This window comes from Polaribacter sp. 2405UD43-2, from assembly GCF_058147125.1.
The window spans coordinates 205,013-217,906 of sequence record NZ_JBYVJX010000003.1 but is presented as its reverse complement, the minus strand read 5'-3'; the positions used below and the strand labels follow the sequence as shown (position 1 = coordinate 217,906).

General features: G+C 30.9%; 7 protein-coding genes and 3 tRNA genes. 3 read left to right on the top strand and 7 right to left on the bottom strand.

Annotation, left to right across the window (positions count from 1 at the left end):
- Positions 1-21: 21 nt before the first annotated feature.
- The 5 genes from ACY2RX_RS06215 to ACY2RX_RS06195 all read right to left on the bottom strand — a co-directional run bounded on the left by ACY2RX_RS06215 (position 22) and on the right by ACY2RX_RS06195 (position 3,858).
- The gene (locus tag ACY2RX_RS06215; RefSeq protein ID WP_490103104.1) at positions 22-1,236 is read right to left on the bottom strand and encodes a site-specific integrase; all 1,215 of its coding nucleotides are present in this window, start codon (positions 1,234-1,236) and stop codon (positions 22-24) included.
- Between the two features lie 176 nt (positions 1,237-1,412).
- Positions 1,413-1,486: transfer RNA gene (locus ACY2RX_RS06210), tRNA-Arg, on the bottom strand.
- A gap of 30 nt (positions 1,487-1,516) precedes the next feature.
- Positions 1,517-1,591 (bottom strand) — tRNA-Pro (locus ACY2RX_RS06205).
- Between the two features lie 16 nt (positions 1,592-1,607).
- Positions 1,608-1,690 (bottom strand) — tRNA-Ser (locus ACY2RX_RS06200).
- Positions 1,691-1,794: 104 nt separating this feature from the next.
- Positions 1,795-3,858, bottom strand: coding sequence for an HD family phosphohydrolase (locus ACY2RX_RS06195; protein WP_490103103.1), 2,064 nt, complete (start codon positions 3,856-3,858; stop codon positions 1,795-1,797).
- A 131-nt stretch (positions 3,859-3,989) separates the two neighbouring features.
- Here ACY2RX_RS06195 and ACY2RX_RS06190 point away from each other — a divergent pair, with 131 nt between their 5' ends.
- Both ACY2RX_RS06190 and ACY2RX_RS06185 read left to right on the top strand, forming a co-directional pair.
- Complete coding sequence (locus tag ACY2RX_RS06190; RefSeq protein ID WP_490103102.1) at positions 3,990-5,168, top strand: acetyl-CoA C-acyltransferase; 1,179 nt, start codon at positions 3,990-3,992, stop codon at positions 5,166-5,168.
- Positions 5,169-5,204: 36 nt separating this feature from the next.
- The gene (locus ACY2RX_RS06185) at positions 5,205-5,975 is read left to right on the top strand and encodes a C40 family peptidase (RefSeq protein WP_490103101.1); all 771 of its coding nucleotides are present in this window, start codon (positions 5,205-5,207) and stop codon (positions 5,973-5,975) included.
- 155 nt (positions 5,976-6,130) lie between these two features.
- Here ACY2RX_RS06185 and ACY2RX_RS06180 read toward each other — a convergent pair whose 3' ends face one another.
- Entirely contained in the window at positions 6,131-7,384 is a 1,254-nt protein-coding gene (locus ACY2RX_RS06180; protein ID WP_490103100.1) for a tetratricopeptide repeat protein, read from the bottom strand.
- A gap of 22 nt (positions 7,385-7,406) precedes the next feature.
- Positions 7,407-9,911, bottom strand: a complete 2,505-nt coding sequence (gene gyrA, locus ACY2RX_RS06175) for a DNA gyrase subunit A (RefSeq protein WP_490103099.1) — start codon at positions 9,909-9,911, stop codon at positions 7,407-7,409.
- A 274-nt stretch (positions 9,912-10,185) separates the two neighbouring features.
- Here gyrA and ACY2RX_RS06170 point away from each other — a divergent pair, with 274 nt between their 5' ends.
- Entirely contained in the window at positions 10,186-12,756 is a 2,571-nt protein-coding gene (locus tag ACY2RX_RS06170) for an ATP-dependent Clp protease ATP-binding subunit (protein ID WP_490103098.1), read from the top strand.
- Positions 12,757-12,894 lie beyond the last annotated feature (138 nt).

Genomic DNA, 12,894 nt, shown 5'->3' with positions numbered 1-12,894 from the left:
TTACAACACAGCTATTAATTATCATTTTTTCTTTAATTTTTTACTCAATAAATTCATTTGATTACTCACTTTATGCTGAACTACTTTTGCATAACTATCTTGTGTTACACTCATTTTAGAATGCCCTAACAACTCAGAAACTATTTCCATTGGGATATCATTATATAATAAAATAGTAGTTGCAAAAGTTCTTCTGGCAAGATGATGAGACATTTTTTTATGAATGCCAACCAACACACCAATCTCCTTTATATAGGAGTTAAATCTTTGGTTTGAAATAGTAGGTAACACTTTATCAGATTCAATTTCGGAGAATTTACTAATTATTATTTTGGCTTGAGGTAATAATGGAATTGCTATAGGTCTTTCTGTTTTTTGCCTAACCATATTAATCCATAAGTTCCCATCAAAACCTTCACTAATGTGATGCGTTCTCAAACTTATCATTTCTGTGAAAGCTAAACCCGTGTAACAACAGAAAACAAACATGTCTCTAACCTGCTCTAATCTCTTCTGAGAAAATTTATATTCCATTAGATTATTCAACTCTAACTCTGTTAAATATACTATAGTGCCTTTGTACTTCTTGTTCTTATACAAGTTAAATGGATTAGTTTGTAAATAATTCTCATCTATGGCAAACTGAATTATTTTTTTGAACCTCTGCATACTTCTATAAATAGTTGCCTGTTTTAGTTTTATTTCAGTTTTCCAATAAAACTCTAAGTCTTTTATAAACTTTAAATCTAACTGCTTTAACTTCATATCAGACCTGTTGTACTTAACCTTTATAAATTCTGCAACCTTCCTTCTACTTTCTACATATCTGCTCCAAGAAAGCTCATTGAAATCAACTCCAATAAGTTTTTTAGTTTTGTCATTATGTAAATCATAAGCACCAAGAATAGAGATTTCTGTTTTTATGTCTTCCCCCCTATATTTTCTATAAATATCATCTAAATCAAAGCTATTAGGTAAAACTTGAAGCATTAAAAAAGCCTCATTAATTTTTTGATTAATAAGGCTTAATTGTGTATTTAGAATGTCTGAATTTGTCTCTAATTTATTTATGGTTTTATTTTTACCATTCCAATTATCTGGCTTAATATATATTCCAGTTGAGAAGATTTTTCTTTTCCCTAAATAAGTAATTCTACATTTTATAGGACATTTTCCAGCTTTATTTATTTTCACCCTATTGAGTAAAAACAAAATTCTTATTTTATGTAAATTCATGATTTTTTAATTGTTTTAAGGGGTGTGCCTTTTCCTAAAAAGGGTGTGCCTAATTTTATGCATATATTGAAGATTCAGGTACAATAAAATTAAGCTTGTAAATTTGCAATAGTGTTGAAAACACTTACAAACCCTATAAAAAACAAAAAAGCCTCACATTTCTGTGAAGCTTTAAGTGAGCCCTAAAGGATTCGAACCTTTGACCGCCTCCTTAGAAGGGAGGTGCTCTATCCAGCTGAGCTAAGAGCCCGTAGTTTTTATGTTGCTACCGACAACTTTGTCGGGGTGGCAGGATTCGAACCTGCGACCTCCTCGTCCCAAACGAGGCGCGATAACCGGGCTACGCTACACCCCGAATGCAATTTTCTTTGCGGAGAGACAGGGACTCGAACCCTGGCGACCAAAAAGGTCGACAGATTAGCAATCTGCTGCATTACCACTCTGCCACCTCTCCTTTCGACTTCAAACCGAAGCTTGAAACAAAAATTGCGAGTGCAAATGTAAGATTAGAAAAACAATTTCGCAAGATGTTTTTTAACTTTTTTACACTTATTTTTTCTATTCTGGATATTCTACTCTTAAGTGATATATATTCATCAATTTTTTTTTGATCACTTTTTTAATTACTTCTATTTCTCTAAAAGTTATATCTGAATTTAAAAACTGATTGTCTAACATTTGTTTATCAACAATTTTATCAATTAAATTATTTATAGATTGTGCTGTGGGAGTTTTTAAACTTTTTGATGCTGCTTCTGAGGCATCACTCATCATTAAAATAGCTGTTTCTTTAGAAAACGGAATGGGTCCTGGATAGGTAAATTTTTTAATATCAACCTCTGCATCAGGATTTAATTCTTGCTCTTTTTTATAAAAATAATAGGTAGAGCTTGTTCCATGATGCGTTCTAATAAAATCGATAATTCTATCTGGCAACTTGTTCTTTTTGGCCAACTCTACTCCTTTTATTACGTGATCTATAATAATTTTTGAACTATCTCTTGGTGATAAATCGTTGTGAGGATTTACCCCTGTTGATTGATTTTCAATAAAGTATTGTGGATTTATCATTTTACCAATATCATGATACAAAGCACCTGTTCTGACCAACATAGAATTTGCTCCTATTTCGTTTGCTGCAGCTTCTGCTAAATTTGCTACTTGCATCGAATGTTGAAATGTTCCTGGGGCTTTTTCATTTAATTCTCTTAGTAGTTTTGTGTTTGTGTTTGATAATTCTAGCAGTGTAACATCAGAAACTAATCCAAATATTTTTTCGTACATATAAATTAGAATTAATGATAAAAATGATAACAATCCGTTTGCTGCAAAAAGCATAAAATATGTCCAATTTATTTGCGATGCATTTCCTTCTTTTATAATAGAAAAGGCAAAGTATGTTAACATATAAATTAGTGTAATCTGTGCAACAGAAATAAACAAATTTGCTCTTTTATAAAGCTCTGAAACTGTTAGTATGGTTACAATTCCGGCAATTATATGCAGGTAGATAAACTCGAAACTATCTGGAACAATATATCCTAAAAGTAATACTGTTAATACGTGAGTAAATAAGCCTAAACGTGCATCAAAAAAGGCTTTTAGTATGATTGGAAGGACACTCAAAGGAACAACATATAAGTAATCAGAATTGTATTTTATAACCAATGTCTGAATAAATATCATTGAAAAAACATTAAAGAAAATAAAGGTTACTTTGTTGTTATTATCAAAAATTTCTACTCTATATTTTTTAAGAAACAAGAGTAACATCAACAAAGCTAAAGAGACTAAAATTGTATATCCGAAAATAATCCAATTGTAGTTAGAGTCTGTCCAAACTTTAGATTCTGACTCACTTTTTAGTGAATTTAAAATGGCTAATTTTTTACCTTCAACAATTTCTCCTTTTAATATAATTAGCTCGTCTTTAGATATTTTACCTTTTGTGTATGAAATGTTTTTAATTTCGTTTTCAATTACTTTTTCTGTAAATGCTTCATCATAAGAAACATTGGGTTTCATAATTTCGGTTAATATATTTAACAATATTTTTTTGCTATAAGAATAAGGTTCTTTTCCTAAACTTTTTTTTATTAAACTTAAAACCTCTTTAGAATAAAAAAGTTCTTTATATAAAACATCTTCTACCTCATTTCCTTTTTTTATGACAACAATTTCATTTTGATTGGTTACTCTACCTTGGCTAATCACTTCTAAAAAACCAACATCGTAAACCTTATTTATTACATTGTTTCCAATAGTTTTTAATGAATTAATTTCATCAATAGTTAAAGAATCTGACACCGATAAAGTAGCTATTCTTCTTTTAAAGTTAGATTTTACATCAGAAACAACCTGAGCATTGTATATAAAATACTGTTTTGCATTTACTTCAATTTTCTTTTTTTCGATATTTATTTCTTCTTCTGTTTTTTGAATTGCAAAATCAAAAGGAGCATTTAGATTATCATATTTCCAAAGTTGCCCATTATTAAAATCGTATTTAAACTGCCCGCCTTTAGGAAACAAATAAACAATTGCAACTGTTGTAATTAAAAACAAGATGCCCTTGTATATAATTGTATTGTTCTGATATAACTTATTCACTAAATTGCTCATATTTTTTTCTTGTTTTACAAACTTACCATAAAAAAGTTAAGGTCAAAAATTCATCAACCATAATAAATCTTCAATTGATTAAATTTGGTTATTTTAGCAATACAAATCATATTAAAAAAATATTATAAATTATGAAAGAAGTAGTAATTGTTTCTGTTGCAAGAACTCCAATTGGGAGTTTTTTAGGAAGTCTATCTTCTGTACCTGCTACAAAATTAGGGGCTATTGCCATTAAAGGAGCTTTAGAAAAAATTAACGTATCGCCAGAAATGGTACAAGAAGTTTTTATGGGCAATGTTGTTTCTGCAGGTTTAGGTCAAGCTCCTGCAAGACAAGCTGCTATTTATGCTGGCATTCCTAACACAGTTCCTTGTACTACAATTAATAAAGTTTGTGCTTCTGGAATGAAATCTATTATGCTTGCTGCTCAAACAATTGCTTTAGGTGATGCTGATGTTGTAGTTGCTGGTGGTATGGAAAACATGAGTTCTATTCCACATTATCAACACGCAAGAAAAGGCTCAAAATTTGGACCAATAACGATGGAAGATGGTATGCAAAAAGATGGTTTAGTGGATGCTTATGACAAAGTTGCTATGGGAGTTTGCGCAGATGCTTGCGCTACAGAATATAATTTTTCTAGAGAAGATCAAGATAATTTTGCGATACAATCTTACAAACGTTCTGCAAAAGCTTGGAGCGAAGGTAAATATGATGCCGAAATTGTTCCTGTAGAAATTCCTCAAAGACGTGGAGAACCCATCCTTTTTGCTGAAGATGAAGAATATAAGAATGTAAAAATGGAGAAAATTCCTGCGCTAAGAGCAGCTTTTACAAAAGAAGGAACTGTTACTGCAGCAAATGCATCTACAATTAACGATGGTGGTGCAGCTTTGGTTTTAATGTCTGCTGATAAAGCAAAAGAATTAAATCTAACTCCTTTAGCAAAAATTAAGAGTTATGCAGATGCCGCTCATGAACCAGAATGGTTTACAACTGCACCAGCTAAAGCTTTACCAAAAGCTTTAGCTAAAGCAAATATTTCTATAAATGATGTAGATTTTTTTGAATTGAATGAAGCTTTTTCTATTGTTGGTTTGGCTAATATGAAGATTTTAGAAATTTCAGATGATAAGGTAAATGTAAATGGTGGTGCTGTTTCTTTAGGACATCCTTTGGGAGTTTCTGGTGCAAGAATTGTAATTGCTTTAACTTCTATTCTTAAACAAAATAATGCAAAAATTGGAGCTGCTGCAATCTGCAATGGTGGTGGTGGTGCTAGTGCAATAATTATAGAAAATATTTCGTAACTTTTTATATAAAACTTACAACTCAAAACTGATAACTTGGCATACGGAATTTGTAATTTAAGTAGTGTTCCTTTAAGAGCTGAACCAAAAAACTCATCAGAAATGGTGAATCAAGTTCTATTTGGAGAAACTTTTAAAATTATAGAAGAAGATAAAGAATGGAGTAAAATTAAATTGACTTTTGATGATTACGAAGGCTTTATTGATAATAAACAATTCGAAAAAATAACAGAAGACTACTTTAGAAAACTATCAGAAAACACCCCCAAATATTCCGCTGAAATAATAAATTTTATTACTGATGATAAAAATGAGTTAACTACAATTCCTTTTGGAGTTAATCTACCACTCTTTAACAACAATAAACTTCAAATAAATAAGCATTCCTTTTTTTATGAAGGGAATATTTTTTCAGAAAAAAAATCTAAAAGTGAAATTTTAAAAATTGCTTATACTTACTTAAACGCTCCATATTTATGGGGAGGAAAAACTCCTTTTGGAATAGATTGCTCTGGTTTTACGCAAATGGTTTATAAACTTTGTGGTTATCAACTATTTAGAGATGCTAATCAGCAAGCAACACAAGGAGAAGTTTTAAGTTTTATAGAAGAAAGTGAAGCTGGTGATTTAGCTTTTTTTGATGATGATGAAGGCAATATTATTCACGTAGGGATTATCTTAAACGATTATCATATTATTCACGCTTACGGAAAAGTAAGAATTGACACTCTTGATCATAGTGGTATTTTTAATGCCGATTTACAAAAACATACACATAAGCTAAGAATCATTAAAAAAATAATATAAAAAAAAGCTGTCTAAAAAGTATTAAAACTTGTCATTTCGATTGCAATGAGAAATCTTATTTTATTTAAAATCAATATTTTAGATTTTTCGACTCCGCTCAAAATAACATCTAAACTTACTTTTTAGAAAGCCTCTTTTTATGAAAAGAATAAACACTATTGTTTACTTCTCATTTCTTTATAAATAGGTCTTAGTTCATCAGCTTTATCTGTCATTTCTAAAGTATCATAGATATTAAGAAGTGTTCTAACTGTGTCTATATTTCTTTTAAGAGTGTCTGCTTTTTCTAAATAAGGTAAGGCTTCTTTGTATAAGTTTTTTTGTTTTTTCTCTAACTCATTGTATTTTTTTTCGTTAGATAAATTTTCATTCATTTCATCTACAATAGCTTTTTCTCCACTTAAAATAGCAATAGCCATATTTAAATAAGCATCAGCATAATTAGGATCTAACTCAACTGCTTTTTTATAATACCCAATAGCTTCTTTAGTTTTCTTTTGATTTTGATTGATAACTCCTAAATTAAAAAACAAAGAAGGGTTTGTAGGATCTATCTTTACAGCTTCTTGCATTAATTCTCCAAACTTATCCATTTTTTTTAACTTAATGTATAATTGAGCCTCATTCAATAACAAGTTTATATCTTTTGGGCTTGCTTTTCTTGCCTCTTTAATAGCAACAATAGCTTCCTCTGTTTTACCTTGATTGATTAAAACATAGCTAATATTTTTTACAATATCTGCTTGCTTAGACTCTGTTGTTTTTTGGGTAGGATTATTATACTGACCAAACTTAACCATAGTATCTCTATTAGATTTAGAACCTAAATTTTCTACTTCTCCTGTTTTTTTATTTACAGCAAAATACTGAGTAGAAATACCTGTATAGTTAATTTCTTTTAATTTTTTATAATATTTTAAAGAAGTGTCATAATCTTTAACTAAAGAAGCACTAACTGCAGCATTATATAAAAAAGAAGTATCTTTTGGGCTTAACTTATAAGTTAAATAAAAGTTCTTTGCAGCTTCTTTATAATTCTTATCTTTATTATAAAGACTAATTGCTAATTCAGAAACTTTTTTAACCAAATCATTTAGCATTGGCTGAGCATCTTTAGAATATCTTTGTTTGTCTATTTCTTTTTCGAAAGCAAAAAGATTATTAAAAGCATCTGCTGCACCTTCGTAATTATTTTTACCAGCTAAAGCTTGTCCTTTTAAAAAATAATATTTTGATTTGTATTTTGCATCCATATTACTTAACATATCCTCTACAGAATTTATAGAAGTAAGTGCTGCTGCAAATTGTCCTTTTTTTATAGCTTTCTCTGCAGTTCTTAACTCTTTTTTTTGTGCAAAAGTTGCCACTGTAAAAAAGCCAATAGCTAACGCTAATATTTGTTTTTTCATTTTAGTTAATATTAATTTATTGTTATTCTTGATTTTCATTTGTATTGTTTTCAATTTCCGTGCCATTCTCTGATTCATTCTCAGATTCTTCTTCATGAACCACTTTAGCAACTGCAGCAATACTATCAGAATCTTTAATATTTATTAAGCGAACGCCTTGTGTTGCACGCCCCATAACACGTAAATCTTCTACAGCCATTCTAATAGTTAATCCAGATTTATTAATAATCATTAAATCGTTAGAATCATCAACATTTTTAATAGCTACTAAATTACCTGTTTTTTCAGAGATATTCAAAGTTTTAACACCTTTACCTCCTCTATTCGTAATTCTGTAATCTTCTAAATTAGAGCGTTTTCCATATCCTTTTTCAGAAACTACCAAAATATTACTCTCCATATCATTTACAGCTACCATACCAATAACCTCATCATTTTCATGCTGTAAAGTTATACCTCTAACACCTGAAGCTGTTCTACCCATTGGTCTAGTTTTTGCTTCTTCGAAACGAATGGTTTTACCTGATGCTAAAGCTAACATTACTTGGCTATCTCCTGTTGTTAATTTGGCTTCTAACAACTCATCTCCTTCTTTAATCGTAATGGCATTTATTCCATTTGTTCTTGGTCTAGAATACTGTTCTAAAGAAGTCTTTTTAACTTGCCCTTTTTTGGTAGCCATAATTACATAATGGCTATTAATATATTCTTCGTCTTTTAAATCTTGGGTTACTAAGAATGCTTTTACTTTATCATCTTGTTCTATATTGATAAGGTTTTGCATTGCTCTACCTTTGGTGTTTTTACCACCTTCAGGGATTTCATAAACACGCATCCAAAATACTTTTCCTTTTTGGGTAAAGAACATCATATATTGATGATTTGTACCTACAAATAAATGCTCTAAGAAATCTTCATTTCTGGTAGTGGCTCCTTTTTGACCTCTACCTCCTCTATTCTGAACTTTATATTCTTCAAGATTTGTACGTTTTAAATACCCAGCATTAGAGATGGTTACCACGACTTTAGTATCAGGTATCATATCTTCAATACGCATATCTCCACCAGCATATTCTATGGTAGATCTACGTTCATCTCCATATTTATCTTTAATATGTAACAACTCATCTTTAATAATTTGATAACGTCTTGGTTCGTTTGCCAAAATATCTTTTAAGTCAGCAATGGTTAACATAATCTCATCATATTCAGCACGTAATTTATCTTGTTCTAAACCAGTTAACTGACGCAAACGCATTTCTACAATTGCTTTTGCTTGAATTTCGGTTAGCTCAAAACGTTCAATTAATTTCTCGCGAGCTTCATCGGCATTTTTAGAACCACGTATTAAAGCAATTACTTCATCAATATTATCAGATGCAATAATTAATCCTTCTAAAATATGCGCTCTTGCTTCAGCTTTCTTTAGTTCGTATTCAGTTCTTCTAACAATTACTTCGTGTCTGTGCTCAACAAAATAATGAATTAACTGTTTTAAATTTAATTGCTCTGGTCTTCCGTTAACTAAAGCAATATTATTAACACTAAAAGAAGTTTGTAACTGAGTATATTTAAATAATTTATTTAAAATGATATTAGGAATTGCATCTCGTTTTAAGATATATACAATACGCATTCCGTTTCTATCAGATTCATCTCGAATGTTTGAAATACCTTCAATTTTTTTATCATTTACCAATTCAGCAGTTTTTTTAATCATTTCTGCTTTATTTACCTGATAAGGAATTTCTGTAACAATGATACACTCACGACCCTTAACTTCTTCAATATTGGCTTTAGCACGCATTACAATACGTCCACGACCCGTATGAAAAGCATCTCTAACGCCATCATAACCATAAATAATTCCTCCTGTAGGAAAATCTGGCGCAGAAATATGTTGCATTAATTCATCAATCTCTATTTCTCTATTATCAATATATGCAACTGTACCATTAATAACTTCTGTTAAGTTATGAGGCGCCATATTTGTAGCCATACCTACAGCAATACCAGAAGCTCCATTTACTAATAAATTAGGAATCCGAGTTGGAAGCACTGTTGGCTCTTGTAAAGTATCATCAAAATTTAAACGATGATCTACAGTATCTTTTTCAATATCAGCTAACATTTCTTCTGATATTTTCTGCATTCTTACCTCAGTATAACGCATTGCTGCTGGGCTGTCTCCATCTACAGAACCAAAGTTTCCTTGCCCATCTACCATCATATAACGCACACTCCAATCTTGTGCCATACGCACCATAGAATCGTATACAGAAGTATCTCCATGCGGATGATACTTACCTAAAACCTCTCCAACAATTCTTGCAGATTTTTTATACGAACCTGTTGCTTTAATTCCTAACTCGTGCATACCATACAAAACTCTTCTATGTACAGGTTTTAAACCATCTCTTACATCTGGTAATGCTCTTGAAACAATTACTGACATCGAGTAATCGATGTATGCAGATTTCATCTGCTCTTCAATGTTAATCGGAATCAACTTTTCTCCGTCTGCCATATATATATTTTGATTAAAATTTATTCATTTTTTTAAAACAAGGCAAGATACTATTTCTACTTGTTTTTACAAAGATTTTAAGAACTAGAATCACCTAGAGTTATCAACATTTTTTAATAATTTTTGTCACTCAATTATTTGTCTGATTTACAAGTGTTTTCTACCTTAGTCTTATGGTCTGAATAGCCATTTTTTGCGAATGGCATCTTTTTTGTAATTATCTTCAAAAAAAAGGACTAAATTTACATCATATCAATTATAGACAGAAAGAAATATGGACGATAATTTTTCACCAGGAGTTAGAGATGTAATCACTTTTAGTAAAGAAGAAGCGCTACGTTTAGGGCACGAATTTATTGGAACTGAACATCTATTATTAGGTTTGATAAGAAAAGGAGATGGAAAAGCTGTAGAAATATTAACCGCATTTGATATTGACTTAGATTTGTTACGCAAAAAATTAGAGCAGTTAAATCCTGCAAATCCTACTTTTACTGTAAGTACAGAAAAGCCCAATTTACGTTTAACAAGGCAAGCAGAAAAAGCTTTAAAAACTACTTTTTTAGAAGCTAAATTATATCAAAGTGATGCTATAGATACCGCACATTTATTACTTTGTATTTTAAGAAATGAAAACGACCCAACTACAAAGTTAATACATAAATATCATATAAATTATGATGAAGCAAAAGCACTCTACAAACAATTACACGTAGATGATTTAGATGCTGATTTACCAATTAATCCAATAGCAGAAACACCTTCTGATGATGAATTTGCTTCAGAAAAAGCGAATCCTTTTGATCAACCTCAAAAAGGAAAAACAGCAAAAAAATCGAAAACTCCAGTGTTAGATAATTTTGGTCGCGATTTAACTGATTTAGCAGAAAAAGGCAAATTAGATCCTGTAGTGGGTAGGCAAAAAGAAATTGAGCGAGTTTCTCAAATTTTAAGCCGTAGAAAGAAAAACAACCCAATGTTAATTGGAGAACCAGGAGTTGGTAAATCTGCCATTGCAGAAGGTTTGGCTTTAAGAATTGTTGACAGAAAAGTGTCAAGAATTTTATTTGATAAAAGAATTGTTTCTCTAGATTTAGCAAGTTTGGTTGCTGGCACAAAATATCGTGGTCAGTTTGAAGAACGTATGAAAGCCTTAATGAATGAATTAGAAAAAAATGATGACATCATTTTATTTATAGATGAAATTCATACCATTGTTGGCGCAGGTGGCGCAACTGGTTCTTTAGACGCTTCTAATATGTTAAAACCTGCTTTGGCAAGAGGAGAAATACAATGTATTGGCGCAACTACGTTGGATGAATTTAGAACCAACATCGAAAAAGATGGTGCTTTAGAACGCCGTTTTCAAAAGGTAATTGTAGATCCAACAACTGTTGAAGAAACCATACAAATTTTACACAATATTAAAGAAAAATACGAAGAACATCACAATGTAGATTTTACAGATGATGCCATAGAAGCCTGTGTAAAATTAACCAATAGATATATGACTGACAGGTATTTACCAGACAAAGCTATTGATGCTTTAGACGAAGCTGGTTCTAGAATTCATATTACAAACATTGTGGTTCCTAAACAGGTTTTAGAACTAGAATCGCAATTAGAAATTATTCGCGAACGTAAAACAAAAGCTGTTAACGGACAGAAATACGAAGAAGCTGCAAAATTACGTGATGACGAAAAAAATATGGAAGCAGCTCTAAATTCTGCTCAAAATCAATGGGAAGAAGACTCTAAATTAAACAGAGAAATTGTTACCGAAGATAACGTTGCAGAAGTAGTTTCTATGATGACAGGAATTCCTGTAAATAGAGTTGCAGAAGCAGAAAGTCATCGTTTGCACGAATTACCTCAACTAATTAAAGGAAAAGTAATTGGGCAAAATGAAGCCGTTACTAAAGTGGTAAAAGCAATTCAAAGAAATAGAGTTGGTTTAAAAGACCCTAACAAACCTATTGGTTCTTTTATTTTCTTAGGACAAACTGGTGTTGGTAAAACGCAATTAGCTAAAGTTTTAGCACGCGAATTGTTTGACTCAGAAGATTCTTTAATTAGAATTGATATGAGCGAGTATATGGAAAAGTTTGCCATTTCTCGTTTAATTGGTGCACCTCCAGGTTATGTGGGTTATGAAGAAGGAGGACAATTAACCGAAAAAGTAAGAAGAAAACCTTATTCTGTTGTACTTTTAGATGAAATTGAAAAAGCGCATCCAGATGTGTTTAATATGTTGTTACAAATTTTAGATGATGGTTTTATAACTGATAGTTTAGGGCGTAAAATAGATTTTAGAAACACTATAATTATTATGACTTCTAATATTGGTGCGCGCCAATTAAAAGACTTTGGTGGCGGTGTTGGTTTTGGTACAGCATCTAAAAAAGAACAAGCAGATGCACACGCAAAATCAGTTATAGAAGGCGCTTTAAAGAAATCTTTTGCCCCAGAATTTTTAAATAGAATAGATGATGTAATTGTATTTAATGCACTAGAAAGAGAAGATATTCATTCTATTATAGATATTGAGTTAGACAAGTTGCTAAACAGAATCTCAGATTTAGGCTACACTTTAAATTTAAGCGAAAAAGCCAAAGATTATATAGCTGACAAAGGTTTTGATAAAAAATACGGAGCAAGACCATTAAAAAGAGCCATACAAAAATATATTGAAGATGCTTTAGCTGAAGAAATTGTAAATTCTAAACTTACTGAAGGTGATACCATTACTATGGATTTGGATGAAAAAACAAACCAACTTACCATTAAAATAAAAAAAGGCGAAAAGAAAATAGAATCTCGAACAGAAACCGAGAGCAATGATTAAATACAAATCCCAAACTTTCGTTTGGGATTTTTTTATGTTTAAAAAACAAGTGTTTTTCCTATTGATTTTTTAACTGAAAAAAGCTAACTTAGCTAACTACGTTTATAAAACATTAAAACGTTACTTAAATGTGTTTGC

Coding starts and splice junctions, on each gene's coding strand:
- gyrA (WP_490103099.1), bottom strand. CDS start 9,911: ATGGCAGACGGAGAAAAGTTGATTCCGATTAACATTGAAGAGCAGATG.
- ACY2RX_RS06195 (WP_490103103.1), bottom strand. CDS start 3,858: ATGAGCAATTTAGTGAATAAGTTATATCAGAACAATACAATTATATAC.
- ACY2RX_RS06170 (WP_490103098.1), top strand. CDS start 10,186: ATGGACGATAATTTTTCACCAGGAGTTAGAGATGTAATCACTTTTAGT.
- ACY2RX_RS06180 (WP_490103100.1), bottom strand. CDS start 7,384: ATGAAAAAACAAATATTAGCGTTAGCTATTGGCTTTTTTACAGTGGCA.
- ACY2RX_RS06190 (WP_490103102.1), top strand. CDS start 3,990: ATGAAAGAAGTAGTAATTGTTTCTGTTGCAAGAACTCCAATTGGGAGT.
- ACY2RX_RS06215 (WP_490103104.1), bottom strand. CDS start 1,236: ATGAATTTACATAAAATAAGAATTTTGTTTTTACTCAATAGGGTGAAA.